At 63.1% G+C, this 19294-nt stretch carries 23 protein-coding genes; 7 read left to right on the forward strand and 16 right to left on the reverse strand.

What is annotated here, in order from left to right; all coding sequences use genetic code 11:
* Positions 1-372: transposase (locus tag IYX23_RS00290; RefSeq protein WP_196398806.1), on the reverse strand; the 372-nt coding region annotated here is incomplete at its 3' end.
* 256 nt (positions 373-628) lie between these two features.
* Between IYX23_RS00290 and mazF the strand changes: the two genes are divergently transcribed.
* On the forward strand, positions 629-955 hold the full coding sequence (gene mazF / locus IYX23_RS00295; protein WP_246716385.1) for an endoribonuclease MazF: 327 nt from the start codon (positions 629-631) through the stop codon (positions 953-955).
* Between the two features lie 17 nt (positions 956-972).
* Entirely contained in the window at positions 973-1482 is a 510-nt protein-coding gene (locus IYX23_RS00300) for a DinB family protein (protein WP_196391613.1), read from the forward strand.
* Here IYX23_RS00300 and IYX23_RS00305 read toward each other — a convergent pair.
* From IYX23_RS00305 to IYX23_RS00360, 12 genes are all read right to left on the reverse strand, one after another.
* Positions 1479-2183, reverse strand: a complete 705-nt coding sequence (locus IYX23_RS00305; RefSeq protein ID WP_196391614.1) for a pyrimidine 5'-nucleotidase — start codon at positions 2181-2183, stop codon at positions 1479-1481. The genes IYX23_RS00300 and IYX23_RS00305 overlap by 4 nt on opposite strands.
* Positions 2184-2347: 164 nt before the next feature.
* Positions 2348-3046 carry an NAD-dependent deacylase gene (locus IYX23_RS00310; protein ID WP_196391629.1) on the reverse strand — a complete coding sequence of 233 codons (699 nt, stop codon included), beginning with the start codon at positions 3044-3046 and terminating at the stop codon, positions 2348-2350.
* Positions 3047-3668: 622 nt separating this feature from the next.
* The gene (argB, locus tag IYX23_RS00315) at positions 3669-4535 is read right to left on the reverse strand and encodes an acetylglutamate kinase (protein WP_014892279.1); all 867 of its coding nucleotides are present in this window, start codon (positions 4533-4535) and stop codon (positions 3669-3671) included.
* A gap of 320 nt (positions 4536-4855) precedes the next feature.
* Positions 4856-5509: a ribosome biogenesis GTP-binding protein YihA/YsxC gene (gene yihA, locus IYX23_RS00320; RefSeq protein ID WP_196391615.1), complete on the reverse strand. Its 654-nt coding sequence runs from the start codon at positions 5507-5509 to the stop codon at positions 4856-4858.
* The gene (gene yidC, locus IYX23_RS00325) at positions 5506-7287 is read right to left on the reverse strand and encodes a membrane protein insertase YidC (RefSeq protein ID WP_196391616.1); all 1782 of its coding nucleotides are present in this window, start codon (positions 7285-7287) and stop codon (positions 5506-5508) included. The genes yihA and yidC overlap by 4 nt, the downstream gene beginning before the upstream one ends.
* Positions 7284-7709, reverse strand: a complete 426-nt coding sequence (rnpA, locus tag IYX23_RS00330; RefSeq protein WP_196391617.1) for a ribonuclease P protein component — start codon at positions 7707-7709, stop codon at positions 7284-7286. The genes yidC and rnpA overlap by 4 nt, the downstream gene beginning before the upstream one ends.
* A gap of 32 nt (positions 7710-7741) precedes the next feature.
* Positions 7742-7876, reverse strand: a complete 135-nt coding sequence (rpmH, locus tag IYX23_RS00335) for a 50S ribosomal protein L34 (RefSeq protein ID WP_196391618.1) — start codon at positions 7874-7876, stop codon at positions 7742-7744.
* A gap of 290 nt (positions 7877-8166) precedes the next feature.
* On the reverse strand, positions 8167-9102 hold the full coding sequence (locus IYX23_RS00340; RefSeq protein WP_246716386.1) for a cytochrome c peroxidase: 936 nt from the start codon (positions 9100-9102) through the stop codon (positions 8167-8169).
* A gap of 221 nt (positions 9103-9323) precedes the next feature.
* A complete protein-coding gene (locus tag IYX23_RS00345; RefSeq protein WP_196391620.1) occupies positions 9324-10064 on the reverse strand; it encodes an SCO family protein in 741 nt (246 codons plus the stop codon).
* Complete coding sequence (locus IYX23_RS00350; RefSeq protein ID WP_196391621.1) at positions 10061-11344, reverse strand: selenium-binding protein SBP56-related protein; 1284 nt, start codon at positions 11342-11344, stop codon at positions 10061-10063. Before IYX23_RS00350 ends, IYX23_RS00345 begins: the two co-directional genes overlap by 4 nt.
* Before the next feature lie 33 nt (positions 11345-11377).
* Positions 11378-11647 carry a DUF4242 domain-containing protein gene (locus IYX23_RS00355; protein WP_196391622.1) on the reverse strand — a complete coding sequence of 90 codons (270 nt, stop codon included), beginning with the start codon at positions 11645-11647 and terminating at the stop codon, positions 11378-11380.
* A gap of 63 nt (positions 11648-11710) precedes the next feature.
* Positions 11711-12304, reverse strand: a complete 594-nt coding sequence (locus tag IYX23_RS00360; RefSeq protein WP_196391623.1) for a TetR/AcrR family transcriptional regulator — start codon at positions 12302-12304, stop codon at positions 11711-11713.
* Positions 12305-12879: 575 nt separating this feature from the next.
* Between IYX23_RS00360 and IYX23_RS00365 the strand changes: the two genes are divergently transcribed.
* Entirely contained in the window at positions 12880-13581 is a 702-nt protein-coding gene (locus IYX23_RS00365) for a response regulator transcription factor CtrA (RefSeq protein WP_018407261.1), read from the forward strand.
* A gap of 165 nt (positions 13582-13746) precedes the next feature.
* Positions 13747-14316 (forward strand): DUF4142 domain-containing protein, encoded by a 570-nt coding sequence (locus tag IYX23_RS00370; RefSeq protein WP_246716387.1) that lies wholly within the window; start codon positions 13747-13749, stop codon positions 14314-14316.
* A 109-nt stretch (positions 14317-14425) separates the two neighbouring features.
* On the opposite strand, the gene IYX23_RS00375 is transcribed toward IYX23_RS00370, so the two are convergent.
* A complete protein-coding gene (locus IYX23_RS00375; RefSeq protein WP_196391625.1) occupies positions 14426-15112 on the reverse strand; it encodes a histidine phosphotransferase family protein in 687 nt (228 codons plus the stop codon).
* Between the two features lie 190 nt (positions 15113-15302).
* Here IYX23_RS00375 and cysQ point away from each other — a divergent pair, with 190 nt between their 5' ends.
* Both cysQ and IYX23_RS00385 read left to right on the forward strand, forming a co-directional pair.
* A complete protein-coding gene (gene cysQ, locus IYX23_RS00380) occupies positions 15303-16160 on the forward strand; it encodes a 3'(2'),5'-bisphosphate nucleotidase CysQ (RefSeq protein WP_196391626.1) in 858 nt (285 codons plus the stop codon).
* 126 nt (positions 16161-16286) lie between these two features.
* Positions 16287-16883, forward strand: coding sequence for a DUF1134 domain-containing protein (locus tag IYX23_RS00385; protein ID WP_196391630.1), 597 nt, complete (start codon positions 16287-16289; stop codon positions 16881-16883).
* A gap of 52 nt (positions 16884-16935) precedes the next feature.
* On the opposite strand, the gene IYX23_RS00390 is transcribed toward IYX23_RS00385, so the two are convergent.
* Positions 16936-17361, reverse strand: a complete 426-nt coding sequence (locus IYX23_RS00390) for a hypothetical protein (protein WP_196391627.1) — start codon at positions 17359-17361, stop codon at positions 16936-16938.
* 278 nt (positions 17362-17639) lie between these two features.
* Here IYX23_RS00390 and IYX23_RS00395 point away from each other — a divergent pair, with 278 nt between their 5' ends.
* The gene (locus IYX23_RS00395) at positions 17640-18683 is read left to right on the forward strand and encodes a hypothetical protein (RefSeq protein WP_246716388.1); all 1044 of its coding nucleotides are present in this window, start codon (positions 17640-17642) and stop codon (positions 18681-18683) included.
* 100 nt (positions 18684-18783) lie between these two features.
* Here the strand turns inward: IYX23_RS00395 and IYX23_RS00400 are convergent.
* The coding region (locus IYX23_RS00400) for a transposase (RefSeq protein WP_210332539.1) at positions 18784-19294 on the reverse strand (511 nt) is incomplete at its 5' end.

The following is a 19294-nucleotide window of genomic DNA, read 5'->3' on the forward strand; positions in this document are numbered from 1 at the left end:
GAGGTTCTCGCGCGCAAGATCGCTTGGCGGGCGCGGTTTTGGCGCAAGCGCGCGGCCAAAGTCGGCCAGCATGCGCGCGTCGACCGCATCGGTCTTGGCGCGCCGTCCCAAAGCGCGCGCAAAATCGCGCGCCTGTTCGGGATTGACGCGCGCATGAGCCACGCCGGCGGCTTCAAGACCCAGACGCAATACGCGATCGTAACAGCCGGTCGCCTCGAACACCACGAAACGCCCCTGGACGAGCTGCGTCGAGACAAAGGCGGAGACCGCGCTGATCGTGTTTTCGATCCGAAAATAGCCTGCCAACGGATCAAAAATATCGAGATAGGCTTTGGAAACGTCGATTCCGACGCAAACAGGGGTTATGCTCATCGTGCCTGTCCCTGTGATGCGAGGTCTGTTGGCGCAGCCTCGTGCAACTGTTCAGGTGAACTTCGAAAAGCGGACGGGGATCAGGCCCGATACGGTGGCAACACCAGGAATCCAACGATCTCCCGTCCGCATTCTCAGTCTCTCACAAAACAGACACACAGGAATCCAGAGCAACCGCAAGCATTCTGAATTTGCCCCTGGATTCCCGATCGCGCTGCGCGCGTCGGGAATGACATGCGCGAAATGGATTATTGAAATGCCTTACGTCCCGGAACGCGGCGATATCGTCTGGCTCAGTTTCGATCCGCAGGCGGGACATGAACAGAAGGGCCATCGGCCGGCGCTGGTGCTCAGTCCGAAAGCCTATAACGGCAAGACCGGGTTGATGCTGTGCTGCCCGATGACGACGAAGATCAAAGGCTATCCATTCGAAGTCGCGCTCGCGGACGCCAAGCCTTCCGCCGCGCTCGCCGATCAGGTGAAGACCCTCGATTGGCGCGCGCGCAAGGCAAAGAAGAAGGGCGCAGCGAAGAAAGCGGAAGTGGCGCAGGCCTTGGCGAAGGCAAGGACGCTGCTGCAATAAACAGACAAGAAAATCACATGATACGCTCCACATTTGTACAGACCATGGCGCGCTACAATCGCTGGCAAAACGCCAGCCTTTACGCCGCCGCCGATAGCCTGTCGGACGAAGCGCGGCGCAAGGACCGCGGCGCTTTCTTCAAATCAATTCATGCGAGCCTCAGCCATCTTCTCTGGGCGGACCATATGTGGCTGAGCCGCATTTCCGACGCCCCGAGGCCCTCCACGCCGCTGAGCGAATCAGCTTCGTATCGCGACGATTGGGACGATTTGAAACAGGATCGAATCGCATGCGACGAACTGCTGAACGCCTGGGCCGACGGCGTGACCGACGACTGGCTCGCCGGCGATCTCATCTGGCGTTCAGGCCTCATGCAATCGGATGTCGTTAAGCCGAAGTGGCTCGTCGTCAGCCACATCTTCAATCACCAGACCCATCATCGCGGCCAGATTCATGCGATGTTGACGGCCGCCGACGCCAAGCCGAAAGACACCGATCTGATCTTGATGGAACAGCACGCGACTTAATCCCCGATCAATCCCTCCAAAAACGCCACCAAATCATCCGTGACGAAATCCACATGCGGCTCGTCGCCGGTGGCGATTTCCCAGAGCTCCCGCTCGGGGCCTTCATCATGGGCCGGCAGCACCAGCACCGTCGCCATGCCGCGCGCATGCGGCACGACGAGATTGCGGTCGATGTCCTCGAAGATCGCGGCGCGCTTGGGCTCGATCTTCAGCTTCTCGAAAAAGCGCATATAGGCGCCTTCCTCGGGCTTATTGATGAAGTCCGCGGCGATGATGTCGAAGATGTCTTCGAAGCAATGGTCGATGCCGAGTTGCTTCGCGGTTTCGACCGCGTGATGGCGCGAGGCGTTGGTGAGGATGAGCTTGCGGCCGGGCAACGCGGCGATCGCTTCAGCGAGCGAGTGATTATGCGCCAGCGACGAGCGGTCGATGTCGTGCACAAAGGCCAGATAGGCCTCGGCGTCGATCCCATGTTCGGTCATCAGCCCGCGCAGCGTCGTGCCGTATTGACGATAATAATGTTTCTGCAACGCGCGCAGCGAAATGGCGTCGAGGCCGAAGAGCCGCATCATGAACAGCGTGATGCGCGCGTCGATCTTGGGCCAGAGATCGGCGGTCTGCGGATAGAGCGTATTGTCGAGATCGAACACCCAGGTGTCGATCGCGGCGAAGCGCGATCTGTCGGGCAAAAGTTTAGTCATTGCAACCTGTCGCAGATCGAGCGATGCGGCGCAACGCGCTCTCCCCTCCCCCTTGCGGGGAGCGGCTGGGGGGTGGGATCCGCAGGTGGTGGAGATTGCGCGCCGACCCCCTCCTCCCCAGCAAGGGGGGAGAGAATGACCGCGCACCGTTCCATCGCTGCGCATTATAGCGCCGCCAATATCTCCGCCACCCATGACGGCGTGATCTCGCTCGCGCGGCCATAGCGTCTGTCGTCGAATTCCGCCGCGTTGTCCGACGCCTCCAGGTTGATCTCGCAGCAGCGCAGACCTCTTGCGCGCGCCTCGCGCACAAAGCCCGCCGCCGGATAGACTGCGCCCGACGTGCCGATGGCCGCGAAAAGATCCGCCGCACCGAGCGCCGCATAGATCTCTTCCATATAGAGCGGCGTCTCGCCGAACCAAACAACATGCGGCCGCAACGCGCCATCGCAGCCGCAACGCGAACCCGTCGAAAGGTCTTCGCGGCAATCGCTCACCGCGCCGCATGAGGCGCAGCGCGCTTTGAGCAATTCGCCGTGCATATGAATGACGCGCGTCGAACCGGCGCGCTCATGCAGATCGTCGATGTTCTGCGTCACGAGAGTCAATGCGCCGCCGCGCCGCGCGAGGCCGGCTTCAAGCCGCGCCAGCGCGGCATGGGCGGCGTTGGGAGAAGCGGCGAGCAGATTGCGCCGCCGCGCATTATAGAACGCATGCACCAGCGCCGGATCGCGGGCGAAGGCCTCGGGCGTTGCGAGCTGCATTGGATCGTAGCGCTTCCACAGCGCGGCGCCCGGCCCGCGAAAGACGCCAAGGCCGCTTTCGGCGGAAACGCCAGCGCCGGTGAGGATGAAGCCTAAAATTTGCTCGACATTCTCTAGGCAAGCCTTGCTTGTTCCATGCGCCTCATTCGGGTTCAGGTAAGAAGCACGCTTCGTCGCAGAAAGCGCCGATCTAACTGTAGTCCGTCATTCGGCGGCTAGCCCCGAGCTTGACTATTCCTAACCAAACACCATGCCGTGATGACCACGCCGGTCGTGATGACGATTGTAATGCTTACTGCCATTCTTGTGCCAGCCGCGGCATCTGCCGCCATGGCCTCCAGTTTTGGCGCATGAGCTTGGTATCGAATGGGAAGCGCCTGTTCCATGCGGTTTGTGGAAGGCGAGCGCTGATTCGGCGCCGGCGAACGAAAGGAGCAAAGCTGCGGCGAGGGAGAGTCGCTTAAACATATCTTCTCCTGTTGAGGGCTTCGACATCAGCGCAGAACGATGTCCAACCAGAAAAAGTGAAGGGCGAAGTCCGTTCTGTCACATGTTCGTCATTGCGGCTGTCACAATCAATATTGAAGATGTTTATTTGCTCGCCTGCTGTTCTTCGAACGTTCCCGCAGTCGTATCCACGCCGGACCATCAGGCGTCCTGACGGGGACGGCCCTCACAGCCCGGCTATGACGCGCAAAAGAACATGTGCGCCAACGTGGGTTCACCTTGTGATCAGCGTGCCGGCTCCGTGATCCGTGAGCAATTCGATCAGCACGGCGTGCGGCAGTTTCCCATCGAGAATGACGACGCCCTCGACGCCGCGCTCGATGGCGTACATGCAGGTCTCGACCTTCGGAATCATGCCGCCGGTGATCACGCCCTCGGCGATGAGGCCGGGAATATCGCCGACCTTCAGCTCCTGGATGATCTGCTTGTCCTTGTCGAGCACGCCCGGCACGTCGGTGAGGAAGATCAGGCGTTTGGCGTGAAGCGCGCCGGCGATCGCGCCGGCGAATGTGTCGGCGTTGACGTTATAGCTTTCGCCGCGCGGGCCTTCGGCGACGGGCGCCAGCACCGGAATGAGTTCGCGCCCCAGCACCTGATCGAGCACGGTCGTGTCGACCTTGTCGGGTTCGCCAACAAAGCCGAGGTCGACGCCGTCAGGGCGTTCGAGCTTTTTGGCGGTGACCATACGCCCGTCCTTGCCGGTCAGCCCGATGGCGCGCCCGCCTTCCGAATTGATGTAGCCGACGATCTGCTTGTTGATGGAGCCGGCGAGCACCATTTCGACGACGTCCATCGTCTCTTCATCGGTGATGCGCAGGCCGTCGGCGAAGCGCGACTCGACGCCGAGTCGCTTCAGCATCGCCCCTATCTGCGGACCGCCGCCGTGCACGACGACGGGATTAACGCCGGACTGTTCGAGCAGCACCATGTCGCGCGAGAAATCACGCGCGACCTGATCGTCGCCCATGGCGTGGCCGCCGTATTTGACCACGACGATGGCGTCGTCGTAGCGCAGCATATGCGGCAGCGCCTGCATGAGAATGCGGGCTTGCTGGAGCGCGGTGTCGACGGCGTCGGTCATCGTGGAGCCTCGCGGGACGCTACCCTCAGGGTGATCGGTGAATGGCTTCCTCATCCTGAGGAGCGTGCGCAGCACGCGTCTCGAAGGACGAGGCAGCCCGCTTCTTCGTGTATTTTTACTCACCCTCGTCCTTCGAGACGCCGCCTGCGATCTCGGGCCTGCCCGAGATCGACATTAAAATCCGCAAGTCGGGTAAACCCGACTTGCGGGCGGCTCCTCAGGATGAGGGTGAGCAAAAACGATTCTTCACTCGAATTCCCTGGCGGAGCTGCCCTCTTCTAGGGTTGAAGCGCCCAACTAGCCCGCCGCGCCCGTCGCATTCAAGCGTTTCGTTCGGCCAGGAGCTTCGCGATCGCGGCGCGAAGCTCGGGAATTCCTTCGCCGCTGTGCGCCGAGGTGAAAATCAATTCAGGAAAGGCGGCGGGGCGCTTCTCCAGCGCCTTCATCGTTGCGGCGAGGACCTCGTCGCGCTCGGCAATCTTCAATTCGTCATGCTTGGTCAGAATGACCTGATAGGAGACGGCCGACTGATCGAGGAGATCGAACATCTCTTCGTCGAGAGGCTTCACGCCGCGGCGCCCGTCGACGAGCACGAAGACGCGGGCGAGGCTGGCCCTCCCCTTCAGATAGTCGCGCATCAGCTGCGACCAGTTCGCCACCTTTTCCTTGCCGACGGCCGCGTAGCCATAGCCGGGCATGTCGACGAGGCGCAGCCGCTCGGCGCCCGGCGCGCCGCCAAGCGCAAAGAAGTTGAGCTGTTGCGTCCGCCCCGGCGTGTTGGAGACGCGCGCAAGCGTCTTGCGGTTCGTCAAGGCGTTGAGGAGCGAGGATTTGCCGACGTTGGAGCGCCCTCCGAAGGCGATCTCCGGCGGGCCGATGACCGGCAGATCGCTCGCCTTGGCGCTCGCGAAGATGAAATCGCAGGGGCCGGCAAAGAGCAGCCGGCCCGGTTCGCTGAAGTCGGATTCGGTCACGCTCTCTGGAACGTCTTGCGCAGATTGTCCCAGAACTCGAACCTCACGCCGGCGCGCTTCATGATGACCCCCTGCTGGACGATCGACAGGAGATTGTTCCATGTCCAGTAGATCAGCAGGCCGGAGGCGAAGCCGCCCATGGTGAATGTGAAGATCACCGGCATCCAGGCGAACATCGTCTTCTGGATCTCGTCGGCGGGCTCCGGATTCATCTTCATCTGCAGCCACATCGAGACGCCCATCAGCAACGGCCAGACGCCGAGCGCGAGATAGGGGCCGAAGATCGCCACATGGGTGGGATCGAAAGGCAGCACCCCGAACAGGTTGAAGACATTGGTCGGGTCCGGCGCCGAGAGATCCCGAATCCAGCCGAAGAACGGCGCGTGACGCATTTCGATCGTGACGACCAGCACCTTATAGAGCGAGAAGAACACGGGGATCTGCACGATCACCGGCAGACAACCGCTTGCGGGGTTAACCTTTTCCCGCTTGAAGAGCTCCATCTGCTCCATGTTGAACTTGTGCTTGTCGTCGCCGTATTTTTCCTTCAGCTCTTTGATTCTTGGCTGAATCGCCTTCATTTTGGCGATCGACTGATAGCTTTTGTTGGCGAGCGGCAGGAAGGCGAGCTTGACGATAACGGTCACCGCCAGAATGGCGAGGCCGAAATTCCCCAGGAGCTTGTAAAGGAAGTCGATCAGCCGGAACATCGGCCTGGTGATGAAGTAGAACCATCCCCAGTCGATCAGAAGATCGAAGCGTTTCAGGCCAGGATTCGTCTTATAGGCGTCGAGCACGTCGACGACCTTGGCGCCGGCGAAGACATAGGTCGTCGCCTCCGCCAATTTCCCGGGCTCGATCGTCTTCTGGTCGCTGACCGTATCGGCCTGATAGGTTTTCACCGCGCCGCCCATCGAGGCGAAGCGCGCCTCCATGGGCAGATTCTGATCGGGAGCGACCACGGCCGCCCAATATTTGTCCGTCAGCCCAACCCAGCCGCCGACCCCCTTGTAGGTCTTGACCGCGTTGTCCTCTTTCTCGATCTTGTCGTAGGTGACTTCCTCTCCCGTCTCGCCGACGACGCCGACGAAGCCTTCGTGCAACGCCGCATAGCCCGCGGATGGCGGGTGGCCGACGCGGCTCACGCGCGCGTAGTTAAAAAGCGTGACGGGAGCGCCCGCTTTGTTCTCGACGCTGTCCTTGACCGTGAAGAGATATTCGTCGTCCACCGAGATGACGCGCTTGAAAACGAGGCCGTGGCCATTGTCCCAGGTCAGCGTCACCGGCTTTGCCGTCGTCAGCCCGTCGGCATCCGTGGTCCACAGCGTCTCGGTGGTCGGCAGAACCGGCGCGTTTTCCGTTTCGGCGGTCAGATAGCCGAGTTCCGCGTAATAGGGGCTGGGGCCGTCCTCGGGCGAGAGCAGCGTGATGATCGGGCTCGAGGGATCGACGGTCTCGCGATAATTCTTCAAGGAGACGTCGTCGATGCGGCCGCCTTTCAGCGCGATCGAGCCGGAGATTGATCTTGTGTCGATGGCGATCCGGGGGCTGAGCGCCAGCGCTTCAGCGCGCGTCTTGGGCGCGGCCTTCACCGGCGGCTGGCCGGCTGTGACCCTCTCGGGCGCGCCGAGCTGAGGAACCTTGGCAAGCTGCTCCTGCTGCGTCTGCGCCCGGCGCTGCTTGTCGATCTCGGGGAAGGCGTAAAAATAGTCCCAAAGGCCGATGAAGACCAGCGACAACGCCGCGGCGAGGATCATGTTCTTGATGTTTTCACTCATGGCCGCGTAAGCCTGTCTTCCTGTTTGCGTCTCGGGCGCGCCGCGCCGCGATCGTTCAACCTGGCGAGTCCTTCGGTCATCTGCGCGAGCAGTTCGGCGAATGGCGCGGAAAGGGACACGGGCCGCGCGACGAAGACGTAATCGCGACCGGGCTTCGCGCCAAGGGCGCCGCCGAGCCGCAGCGCCTCGCGGAGCCTGCGGCGAATGCGGTTGCGACCCACCGCGCCTGCAACCTTCCGCGTGACGGTGAGGCCGAAACGGGCCGGCGCATGCGAGTCCGTGAGTTCCCGCGGCGCCATCTGCACCGTAAAGGCGGGCAGTGCGACCCGCGCGCCGCGCGCCGCGCGCACGAAATCTCCGCGCCGGCGCAGAGTCTCCGGGCGCGAGGACTTTTCATCTTCGGCGGGGACTTGCGCCTTCATGCAGTCATCCGCCTCGTCCGCATCGAGCCGGATCAGGCCGAGAGGCGCTTGCGTCCGCGGGCGCGCCGCGCGGCGATAACGTTACGTCCGCCGACCGTGGCCATGCGGGCGCGAAAGCCGTGACGGCGCTTGCGCACAATGATGCTGGGCTGAAATGTCCGTTTCACCGTTTTTCTCCGCTGGCGAAAGGGGCTTGCGCCCAGCTCCCGCGCTCGTCTTGCTGTCGCCGTCGACGGCCAGCGCCGCAGACAGCTCAAAAAAGTTTCGGCGCCTGCGACGACGCACAGCCGTCACAAAACATTCGCCGCCCCTTTTGGAGCGGCGCCGATCGCAGGCATATAGGAGAAAGCGCATGTTCAAGTCAATGTTTGTCGCGCCGTTTTGCGCCGGCGCATCGCGAAAACGGCCGAATGCGGCGCGACCGAGGGTCGGCGAGTTCCCGCTCGCCGGTCTCGAGTCAAAGGGCCTCGAGGAAGGCGACGATCGCGGCTTTTTCGTCTGGGGTAAGTTCCAGCGGACGGATTTTCGGGTCGAGCGACGGATTGGCGCCCCCGCCGCGATCGTAGAACTCGATGACCTCGGCAAGCGTCCTCAAGCTTCCGTCGTGCATGTAGGGCGCGCTCTCGCTGACGCCGCGCAGCATCGGCGTCGTATAGGCCCAACGGTCCGTAGGCGCATTGGTGATTTCAAAACGGCCGACGTCATTTGGCGCGCCGGTCTGCGCGAGGCCGACCGCCGCGAGGTCGACATGTTGAAGAACCCCGGGCGCGAGTTGCACCAGTCTCTTGCCGCCCGTCGCCCCGGAGCGAAACGCGACGCCTGTGTTATGCCAGGATTGATCCGTGAAAAGCGCCGTCTCAGCTCCAATCGCGTGACAGGCGGCGCAGCCGGCCTTGCCGGTGAAAAGCTCATAGCCCTTCCACTCCTGAGGCGTCAGCGCCGCGCGTTCGCCGCCATAGACCGCGCGATCGAAACGCCCGCCGCCGCGCAGCAGCGCAGCTTCATAGGCGGCGATGGCGCGCCCGAGCGTCATCATTGTCGCGCCCTCGCCCGGAAAGGACGCCTCGAACGACGGCCCATAGTCGGCGTCGGCGCGAAGCCGGGCGACAAGAGGACCGATCCCGGCGTTGCCCATCTCGTCGGCCGCGAGCAGCGGCCCCCAGACCTGAGCGGCGAGATCGGGTTCGCGGCCGTCGTGAAACAGGAATTTCTTGAAGGCGACATTATAGAGTGAGGGCGCATTGCGCCGCAGCGACCGTCCCTCCATGCCGATCGAGAGCGCGCTTTGGTTTGAGGCGAAGCCCTGCGCCGGGATGTGGCACATGGCGCAGGACAGCGTGCCGTTCGCCGAAAGGCTGCGGTCGAAGAACAGTTTCTCGCCGAGCCTGCGCATGGCAGGCGTTCCCGCGACCTTAGCGGGAACAGGCGGAAGCCCCAGCGGCGATTGAATGTCCTCCGCTGCAGCGCCGCCGACGTAAACCAGTAGCGCCAGCGCGTGCAGAACGCGTGCAATGCCTCTCCCTTGCGGGGCGGTCGCGACACCTAGTGTCGCGGGTGGGGGACTCCGGGATGGTTTCGTCGCCGCGCTCCTATAATTGGCGAAGGGCGCGACGCTCATCTCGCAGCGGCCGCATTGCTCGCCTCCGGAAACTCCATGGCGAGCGTGCGCGCGTCATTGAGCAGATTTTCGGGCGTGAGGAAGGCGGCGCTATAGATCTCGCGCACCCAGCCGTCAGGATCGATCAGAAAGATTTTGAGCATATGATTGATCGCGCCGGAGCGCCGCCCGGCCTGGTCGGCCTCGAAAGCGATGTCCTGACCCATTTGCGCGATCAGCGGCGAAAGTTCGCTCAGCGAACGGCTGGTGAGAAACGCCCAGGGAATTTTGTCGGCTTCGTTCTCGCCGCTTTGCAGCAGGCGCATGACGTTGGGCGTATCATGCTCGGGATCGAGACTCGCGAAGATGAGCCGCAATCTGGATTTGAGCAGCGGATCGTCGTTGGCGTCGCGCGCGACGGTCTCGAAGGTCGACCATGCGAGGGGGCAGCCTGCCGGATCGACGCACTGCGCATAGAAGAAGGCGAGAGCCGTCACCGCGCCGCGCGTATAGGCGGAGAGCTGCGCCGCCCTGCCCTCGGCGTCGAGCAGTTGCGCCTCGGGGGCGCGCTGAATGCGCTGAAGAACATAAGCGCCCGCCCGCGGAAGATATGCGGCCTCGGCGTTCGCAGGCTGCGCGCGCGTCTCAGCCGCGCGCAGCGGCGCGGCAAAGGGTGCGGTCAAGAGCGCCGCCCAAAGACCGACGAACGCGGCGAAGGGCGCGCGCGCGCCCTCCGTCTGTCGCGCTTCGCTCGTCACCGCGACTCGGCCTTCTGGGCGCGCGCAGTGAATTTCATATGATGCGCGCGGCCGAGGCCTTCCTTATGGAAGTCGACGACGAAATCTTCCCTAAGCTCCTTCCCGTCCCATGAGTAGCCCTTGAGGAACTGCTCATTGTCGGCGTTCTTCTTGTCCCAGTTGGCGAGCAGCGAGGTGGTGAAATAGACGCGCTTCCCGTCCCAGCTTTGCGAGACCATGTTCACTTGCGCGCCGATCTTTTTTGCATAGACCTGTTTCGGCGCTTCCGGATTGGAAAGATCAAAGAGCCGCGCCGTTCCGTCCATGAAGGTGTTGACCCAGAGCGACGACGCGTCGGACGAAATCGAGATGTCCACGGGCAAGGGAATTTTGGACGGATCGCCGACGTCGGCGACGGCTTTCGCCTGCCACTCGTTCTTGTCGTCCTGCTTGATCAGGTAAAGTTTCGAGGTGAGCGCGCCGGCGGTGATCGCCCAATTGGCGCCGGGCTTCAGCGCCCAGCGTATTTCGAGCGGCGCGCCGGGAACGGAAAACACCTTTAGAGGCTTCATCGCCTTCAGATCCCACATCACCATCGTGTTCCCGAAATTCTTCATCGCGGAATCGTCTTGGATGAGCTGGGAAAGATCCATCATGTAGTTGGTCCAGCCGGTGAAGCTCGACGTCAGCATGCGGTTCTGGGCGGGATTGATGGCGATGTCATAGCCATAGCCGTCGCCGCCGTCAGTGAGCGGCATCGGCGTCGTCGTCACGAGCTCGCCGGCGTTGTTATAGGTGATCAGCCCGGTCACGCCGCCGTGATCCTTCTTGTTCGAAAGCGCCTGCACCAGCATGCGGCCGGGCAGCGCATAGAACGTGTGCGGGCCGACATAGCCCGTGCTCTCGGCGAGATTGTCGATGGTTTTGACAAGCTTCGGCGTCGAGGGATCGGAGCCGACGTCGAAGATGAAAATCTTGCTGTCGTCGAGACGGCCCGCCCAGAGATATTTGCGATCGTCGGTGAATCCCATGTGATGCGCTTCGCCGCGTCCACCGACGGCAATCGTGTGAATCACCTTTCCATAGGTCGCGGAGCCCGGAATGACGTCGATCGTGACGAGCTTGTCGGATCCATCGCCGACGCCCTTCTCGCCGAGCGTCCAGACGTGGAGATATTGCTCCTGTCCCTTGATCAACCCGCTCATGAATGGCGAGTTGCAGGTTTCATCCGCAATGGCAGGCGCAAGCGCGCCCCCCAATAGAAGCGCGCAGAGAGCTGCGCGTGACGGCAAGCTTTTCATTTGAACCACTCCCCCTTGTTGGTCAGTCCCCGGTCACGCTATCGCAGGGTCGATGATCGCCCTGACTTCGCTGATCCGGTTGGCCGGAAAGCCTCCTTGCTCCGCATGTTCTCTGATCAACTCCGCGCTGTCGGCGATGTAGACGCAGTAGACCTTGTCGTCGGTGACATAGCTTTCGACCCATTGCACTTGCGGGCCGAGCGCGCGCAGGACGGCGCAGGAGCGCTGCGAGATCGCCTGGAGATCGGCCTGCGTCATCTGGCCGGCGCCGGGGATGTCCCGTTCGATGATGAATTTCGGCATCGTCTTTCCCCTACTTAGAGCCCAAACTGATATGACCGGTCGTCTCACTCGGGCGCAAATCAATCACCCCTTGAAGTAGCCGTTGAGCAGCATGTCGCAGAACTGCGTCAGAGGACGCACCGAACGCTCGATCTTCATGCGGAGCAACGCGCCCTGCCAGAAATTGACGAGAAGGTCAGCCATTTCCTTCGCGTCCATGTCCATGCGGAAGCCGCCTTCCCGCTGAGCGCGGGCGATTCCCTCGCGCAGCTTGTCGCGATAGCGATGCACGGCCTCGCGCAGCGACGTCTGGCAGAGATCGCTCGTGTCGCCGATCTCGCCGATGAGATTGCCAAGCAGGCATCCGCCCCGAAAATCCAGGCGTTCCGTCTCTTCGATCAGCTCATCAAAGTAGGCGCGCAGCGCCGCCGCGGCCCCAAGATCCTTTCGCTGAAGCTGTGCGTCGAGCCGTTTGATGAACGGTTCGATGTAATGTGCGACGACCTCGGCGCTGAAGGCCTCTTTGCTCTCGAAATAATTGTAGAACGAGCCCTTCGGCACGCCGACGCTCTGCACCAGCTCCTGCAGCCCCGTGCCGTGATAGCCCTGCTCCATCAGCAGGGCTACTCCCCGGTCCAAAAGCTTCTCCTTCAGCTCTTTGGCGTCGCGTCGGCTCATGGCGTCATAATATGACCAGTCGTCTCATCTTGGCAAGAGCGCGCGGACGACGCCGGCGCGATCGACTGGATCAAAAGCGCGAAGCGTTTTTTGCGCGTCATCGGCTGCGCTCGTCGCAAGCATGCCGTCGCGAGCATGTCGTCGCCCCGCCTCATTGACGCCGCGTATTGGGCGAGGCGATGGCGCTCATGAGGCCATGAGGGCCCGATGAGCGCCAGATGAGCGCCCGATGAGCTCCCTGCCCGCACGCGCGCCGCGCGCCGCGCAATTCGTTACGCGCCGCGTATTTTGTCTTTGCCCACCGGACTCGCCGCAGCGTATAGATTGGAAATGACGCGTGATTCGCGCGTCGCTGTCCGTGTCCTTCCAGACGTAGCGTGACGCGTCCGCCTTGCTTACCGCCCAAGATTAAGATTTAGGGCAGCGTTTGAGGCGTAAGTGAAGGTTTATTAACCAATTCCGCTTACCTTCGCTGGAAGGTCGGTCAGGTCGCTGAGGCGAGGACTCTCGCCGGCCGCCGGCGCGCGTCCTTCGCGCGGTCGGTCGCGGACGATGGAGCTCGGTGGGGAACCAACATGCGCGTTTTATTGATCGAAGATGACAGCGCGACGGCTCAAAGTATTGAGCTCATGCTCAAATCCGAAAACTTCAACGTCTATACGACCGATCTCGGCGAAGAGGGCATCGACCTCGGCAAGCTCTACGACTACGACATTATTCTTCTTGACCTCAACCTGCCCGACATGTCCGGCTATGAGGTGCTGCGCACGCTGCGCGTCGCCAAGGTGAAGACCCCCATCCTCATTCTCTCCGGACTCGCCGGCATCGAAGACAAGGTGAAGGGTTTAGGCTTCGGCGCTGACGACTATTTGACGAAGCCCTTTCATAAGGACGAACTCGTCGCGCGCATTCACGCCATCGTCCGCCGCTCGAAGGGCCACGCCCAATCGATCATCATCACCGGCGACCTCATCGTCAATCTCGACCAGAAGACGGTGGAAGTCAGCGGCGCCCGCGTGCATCTGACCGGCAAGGAATATCAGATGCTGGAGTTGCTCTCGCTGCGCAAGGGCACGACGCTGACCAAGGAGATGTTCCTCAATCATCTCTATGGCGGGATGGACGAACCCGAACTGAAGATCATCGACGTATTCATTTGCAAATTGCGCAAGAAGCTCGCTAACGCCAGCGAAGGCCGCAACTACATCGAGACCGTTTGGGGCCGCGGCTATGTGCTGCGAGAGCCCAGCGAAGCGGAAGAACGCATCACCGCCTGATAGAGGCGCGATCGCCAGCGTTGAAGCAAAAGCGCGATCACGAGCACAAGGCAAACGCCGCGTCCCAGGATGCGGCGTTTTCTTTTGCTGCCTGACGCATCTTCGCGGAACAGGCGTGTGCGCGATCAGTTTACGGTGCGGGGGCCGAACGTCGAGGAGACGAAGATGAGGAAACCCCTCCTGGCGGGAGCCATGGCGCTTGCGCTGATGATCCCCGGTTACACGCTTGCCGCGTCATGGTCGAAATCCGGCTCAACGGCGACTATGCCCCGATCAAACCGAGCCGACGCCACGACGCAGAACTTCCTGGACAAGGCCTGGAACATCAACAATTTTGAAATCCAGGCCGGACGCGAAGCTCAGAACAAGGCGAACACTCAGGAGTTTCTCGACTATGCCCGTAGGATCGTGAGAGATCATACGAACATGGACGACGACCTGAGGCCGATCGTCCAGCAAGACCGGCTTAACGCTCCGAATGCGCTCGACAAGGAACACCAGAATCTTCTGCAGCAACTGTCCTCGGCGACTGGCGCGCGCTTTGAAGAGCGCTTCCGGACACAGCAGATCGACGGACATGAGAAGGCGGTGAAGCTTTTCGAGAGCTACGCTCGGAACGGCCAGAACCCTGAGCTGAAGAGGTGGGCGCAAAACTCCATTCCGATGCTGGAAAACCATTTGCGGGACGCCAAGGCGTTGCCGCGTGCGACTCAGCGAAGCACCCGCGCCGAATAAGTCTGCGGTTTACGGATAGGCTTTATCGAACATGGCAGGATCCGCGCTGGTCTCGCGCGGGTCCGCCGCTTCTAAGGCGCGGGGCGCAGTGGCTGCCCCCAGCCTGGCTTCAGGCGACGGCGCTCTGTGCAGGCGCATCCATCCCCGCCGCCGCTTGGACGGGGATCGCCTCGATCGTCACAAGTTCCGGCTCGCTGGAAACAACAACCTGCATGCCGCAGGACGTGGCCACGAGACCGGCGTAATAGGCTTGAATGGCGCGGGCGTCGATCGCGCCCTCTTCCGATTCGCCTTCGAGCAGGCGCGGAACATTCGACGCGACGCGCGCATTGACGCCTTTCGCCTCGATCCTGAAAGTCACCCGATCGTCTTCACCCGCCGAGCTAACGGAAATCACGCCGCCCCGCGGGATCGCCGCATCGGCCAAGACGCAGAGGTTCAGCAGCAGCTTGACCTTGTTCTTGGACATCAGCACGCGCGGAACGCTCCAAAACAACTGCGTGCGCTCGTCGGCGATCAGCTGGCGAGTCACCAGTTCGGCGTCTCCCGTGTCGATTGACGCGCCTTTCGAACCCGCGGCGCCGAAGGCGAGCCGGCAAAACTGCAGCCGCGCCGAAGCCTCATTGGCGCTCGACTTGATCAGCGCCAGCGCATGGCCGCGCATCTCGGCGTCCTTCTCCTCCTCGAGCACTTCAAGACCATTGACGATCGCGCCCACCGGCGAAATGACGTCGTGACAGACCCGCGAGGACAGGAGCGCGGCAAGATCGAGTGAGTCGAGCGAGAATTTGGTCATGATGCCATCCAAAGCGGGTGAAGGCGGCGACGTCTCACGAAAGCTTGATCCCGTCTTCCTGTATGATGCGCGGCGGACTGACGCGGCGCGCGAATCACTGCGTTCAGGCTAAAACGAAACTAGCGGGCGCCGCGCGGATTGCAAATGACGCGCGCCTTTAATCTTAAACAGACGTTGAGGGAATCGAACGATGGCGGCGGAGAGATTTGTTCAGTCGGCGAGCGCGTCTGGCGACATCGAAGACCTCGCCCGCCTGTTCGCGAATATGGCGATTGCGGCGGGCGCGCTGGCGATGGAGACGCTGGCCAATGCAAACATCGAGTCGCGCCTCAAGGGCGATACGTCGCCCGTGACCGACGCGGACGAGCGGATCGAGGCCTATCTGCTCCGCGAGCTGGAAGCGGCGCTGCCTGGCGTGCCCTTTTTGGCCGAGGAGAGCGTCGCGCGCGGCATCACGCTCGGCGCCGGGGACGCCTTTTTGTTGATCGATCCGATTGACGGCACGCGCGAGTTTCTCGCCCGCAGCTCGGATTTCACCATCAATGTGGCGCTCGCGCAGAAGAACGCGCCGCGCGTCGGCGCCGTTTACGCGCCGGCGCAAGGTCGCGTCTGGTTCGCCGGCGCGCAGGGCTATGAGGCGCAGGCGGTCCCTGGCGGGTCCTTGCCGCCGATGCAGGACTGGCGTCCGCTGCGCGCGCGGCCGCGTCCCCCGGAAGGGCTGGTCGCGTTGATTTCGAAGTCTCACCTCGACGAGGCGACGAAGACGTTTCTCTCGAAACAGCCTATCGCGCGCAGCGCGCCGGTCGGCTCCTCGATTAAATTCTGCCTACTCGCCAATGGCGAGGCGGACGTCTATCCGCGTTTTGGACCGACCATGGAATGGGACACCGCTGCGGGCGACGCCGTGCTGCGCGCGGCCGGCGGCGTCACGCTCGATCCGGACGGCGCGCCGCTGCGCTACGGCAAGAAGGCCGACGATTATCGCAATGGTCCGTTCGTCGCCTGGGCCGACGCGGCCGCGCTCGAAGCCGCCGCAACGCTTCCTTAACTACGGCGCGCGACTTTGGCGGGCGCAAACCCGCATGTCGCCTTTGCGACGCAACTGCGCCGCGGGTCGGCCATCGTTGACGCCGACGCATGGCGCTTGAACACGTTCGTCCTGGAGTTCGTCGTCATGAGCAAATCTTCGTTCAACGCCGCCTCGCGCCGCGACCTGTTTCGCCTCGCCGCCGCCTCGGCCTGCGCTTGGGCGGCTCCTGGTTCTTTCGCCCGCGCGGCGCAGCGGCCCGAAACCTATTCCAGCGGTGAGATCGTCGATAACGGCCACCGCTTTTTCGGCTCTATTTCGCGTGGCCTCGCCGAAGGCGTCGAGCGCGCATCGCGGCAGTGGGGCAGTCCCAACGCCTACATCCTTGGCCAGGAGGCGGGCGGCGCGTTCGTCGGCGGGCTCCGCTATGGCGAGGGCAGGATGTATACGCGCAACGCCGGTCAGCAGCGCGTGTTTTGGCAGGGCCCATCGATCGGCCTCGACGCGGGCGCCGACGGCGCCCGGACGATGATGCTCGTCTATAATCTGCCGTCGGTCGACTCGATCTATAGGCGGTTCTCCGGCGCCGCCGGATCAGCCTATCTCGTCGGCGGATTCGGATTCACCGCGCTCAACAATGACGAGGTCGTCGTCATGCCGGTGCGCTCGGGACTTGGCGCGCGGCTCGGCCTCAATCTCGGCTATCTGAAATTCACGCCGGACTCGACCTGGAACCCATTCTGATCCGATCTGTCGCGCCGACTTAACGCGCAGAGCCCCCTTCAGACGGCCCTGCTCAAAGGACCGGCTGGCGGCTCGGGCCCGCGCGCGGCGGAGACGGATCGAGCGGCTCCCTGGCGACGAAGCCGCAAATGCCGCAGGCCTCGTCGCCGCGCTGCCGGCGCCAGCGGCAATCATGACGAATGCTGCAGTCGTAGGCCGGACTCGGCTTCACCGGCGCATCCGCCTCAGCGAGCAGTTGCGCGATGCGGCCGAGCACGGCGCATCCGCCGCCGCTCCAATGCGCGCAGTCTTTTTCAACGCAAATCGGCGCGAATCGGCTGCGCGCAGCCGGCGCGGCCTGCGTTTGCGCCGCGGCGAGAACGCTTTCATCCGCTGCAAGCGTGGTGGCGAAGACTCGCTCATTGGCGCCTTGCGGGCTTCTTTCGGCCGGATCGCCGACAAGAAGCGCGGGAGCGCCCGGACAGCGCATGGCGCTCATCAGCGCGCCTGCCCGAATCGCGGCGCGCCGCGCGTGCGGCCAACGCAAAAAGCGGATAACGTCATTTGGCTGCTCCTGCTTTCAGCGAGCAACGCCAGCGGCCGTTGCTTCCGCCGTTCTGCAGCCCGCTAGGAGGAAAGTCGTCATCCAAACAGACGACGCCGCGAGCCGTGGTCGCGCGCGCCGACGAACCATAGCTCGTGCTTTGCGTTCCGCGCCATTACGTGGCAGAATCCGCAGCGCCGTCCGCCTTGAGACGGATCAAGGATTGCTGCGTCTTGATCGAACAAGCGATGTATTTCGCGCTCGGCTTCCTCGTCGCCGGGCTTTTCGCCTTGATGTTCCTCCCCGCTTTCTGGCGGCGCGCGCTTCGTCTTTCGATGCGACGGCTGCAGATGCTTGCGCCGATGTCGATGGAGGAAGTCGTCGCCGAGCGCGATCTGCTGCGCGCGGAATTCGCCGTGCGCGAGCGGCGGCTCGAACAAGCGATGGAGGCGACGCAAGCCGCGCGGGCGCACGATCTCGCGACGGTCGGCCGCCATGTCGCGCGGATCGCCGAACTCGAAACGCAGCTCAATCGCGCCGAAGCCGACAATCGCGACATGAACCTGCGCGCCAATGAGGCGGAGAAGGTTTTGGGCGAGCGCACCGAGCTTCTGAACGCTACGGAGAGAGCGCTGCACGAAATGACCGACCGCGCCGAAGGCCGCGTCGCGCAGCTGCGCCTGATTCGATCGGAGACGGCGGCGCAGGACGAAGGCGCCGGGGCGCAGCTGGACGGCTTCGTCGCCGCCTATGAGGCGCGCGTCGCGGCGCTGCATCAGCACAATAGCGAGATGCAGCGCGAGCTGCAGGTCCTGCGCGACGAGCATGTGCGCGCCGCGCAGTCGGGCGCGCGGGCCACGGAGCTTGAAGATCTGCTGACGCGCATTTCGGGCGAACTTGCCGCGACCCGCACGTTGGGCGAGACGCTCGCCGCCGAGCTCGACTCGGCGCGGGCGCAGCTCAAAGCCGCCGAAGAACGCCAAAAGAGCGACGGCGACCAGTTGGAGGGCGCGCTGCGCGTGGCGCGCGCCGAAGCGAACGACGCCGCCGGAAAGCTCGAATCGGCGCGCGCCGACAACGCCATGCTGCAAGGCGCCGTCGAGGCGCTGCGCGCGGAGCGGGCAAATCTGCGCCGCGCCGCCAACGGGTCCAAGGGTTTGTCGATCGTCCCCGTCGCGGCGAGCGACGCGGAAATCGCCGCCCTGCGCGAAGCCATCATCGATTTTGGCGACCGCGTCGTCGCGCAGGAGTTCGAGGCGCCGGCGACGCGCGCCTAAAGCGCGCCTTCCCGAGGGGAATCGGGTGAGGGACTGTTTTTCTTCACCCTCATCCTTCGAGACGCGTGCTGCGCACGCTCCTCAGCGACTGTCTTGGCGATCAAGCGTTTTGTGTGCGCCATGGCTTTGCGTCCCTGATGATGGCGTTAAGGATCGTAAGGAGCTTTCTGGCGACGGCGATGAGCGCGACGATCTTCGGCTTTCCGCTGTCGACGAGTTTGTCGCGGAAGGCCTTGAGGACGGGGTTGTGACGGGCGGCAACCATGGCGCCGAGAAAGAGCATGCTGCGCACGGTCTTGCGGCCGCCGCCGATGAAGCTCTTGCCGCGCCATTGACCGGATTGGCGGGTGTAGGGCGCAAGGCCGGCCAACGCCGCGATTCGCCTGCGGTCGAGCGCGCCAAGTTCCGGCAGTTCGGCGATCAGCGTGCGCGCAATCACTGGCCCAACGCCTGGAACGGAGGCGAGCAGATCTTGCTTTTCGGCCCAGGCGGGCGTGCCGCGCATATAATCGTCGATCTCGCCGTCGAGTTCGGCGAGTTCCTTTTCGAGCGCCTTGCGCAGGCGCGCGATGCTTTTCTTCAAGCGTTTGTCGGCGCGCCGCTCGCGCTGG

The sequence above is a fragment of the Methylocystis sp. L43 genome (genome assembly GCF_015709525.1).
Classification (GTDB): Bacteria; Pseudomonadota; Alphaproteobacteria; order Rhizobiales; family Beijerinckiaceae; genus Methylocystis.

Excerpts from the sequence above, each read along its gene's own strand:
- mazF (WP_246716385.1), top strand. The coding sequence starts at position 629 with ATGCCTTACGTCCCGGAACGCGGCGATATCGTCTGGCTCAGTTTCGAT.
- IYX23_RS00300 (WP_196391613.1), top strand. The coding sequence starts at position 973 with ATGATACGCTCCACATTTGTACAGACCATGGCGCGCTACAATCGCTGG.
- IYX23_RS00305 (WP_196391614.1), bottom strand. The coding sequence starts at position 2,183 with ATGACTAAACTTTTGCCCGACAGATCGCGCTTCGCCGCGATCGACACC.
- argB (WP_014892279.1), bottom strand. The coding sequence starts at position 4,535 with ATGACCGACGCCGTCGACACCGCGCTCCAGCAAGCCCGCATTCTCATG.
- yidC (WP_196391616.1), bottom strand. The coding sequence starts at position 7,287 with ATGAGTGAAAACATCAAGAACATGATCCTCGCCGCGGCGTTGTCGCTG.
- rnpA (WP_196391617.1), bottom strand. The coding sequence starts at position 7,709 with ATGAAGGCGCAAGTCCCCGCCGAAGATGAAAAGTCCTCGCGCCCGGAG.
- IYX23_RS00340 (WP_246716386.1), bottom strand. The coding sequence starts at position 9,102 with ATGCGCAGGCTCGGCGAGAAACTGTTCTTCGACCGCAGCCTTTCGGCG.
- IYX23_RS00350 (WP_196391621.1), bottom strand. The coding sequence starts at position 11,344 with ATGAAAAGCTTGCCGTCACGCGCAGCTCTCTGCGCGCTTCTATTGGGG.
- IYX23_RS00355 (WP_196391622.1), bottom strand. The coding sequence starts at position 11,647 with ATGCCGAAATTCATCATCGAACGGGACATCCCCGGCGCCGGCCAGATG.
- IYX23_RS00360 (WP_196391623.1), bottom strand. The coding sequence starts at position 12,304 with ATGAGCCGACGCGACGCCAAAGAGCTGAAGGAGAAGCTTTTGGACCGG.
- IYX23_RS00365 (WP_018407261.1), top strand. The coding sequence starts at position 12,880 with ATGCGCGTTTTATTGATCGAAGATGACAGCGCGACGGCTCAAAGTATT.
- IYX23_RS00370 (WP_246716387.1), top strand. The coding sequence starts at position 13,747 with ATGAGGAAACCCCTCCTGGCGGGAGCCATGGCGCTTGCGCTGATGATC.
- IYX23_RS00375 (WP_196391625.1), bottom strand. The coding sequence starts at position 15,112 with ATGACCAAATTCTCGCTCGACTCACTCGATCTTGCCGCGCTCCTGTCC.
- cysQ (WP_196391626.1), top strand. The coding sequence starts at position 15,303 with ATGGCGGCGGAGAGATTTGTTCAGTCGGCGAGCGCGTCTGGCGACATC.
- IYX23_RS00385 (WP_196391630.1), top strand. The coding sequence starts at position 16,287 with ATGAGCAAATCTTCGTTCAACGCCGCCTCGCGCCGCGACCTGTTTCGC.
- IYX23_RS00390 (WP_196391627.1), bottom strand. The coding sequence starts at position 17,361 with ATGAGCGCCATGCGCTGTCCGGGCGCTCCCGCGCTTCTTGTCGGCGAT.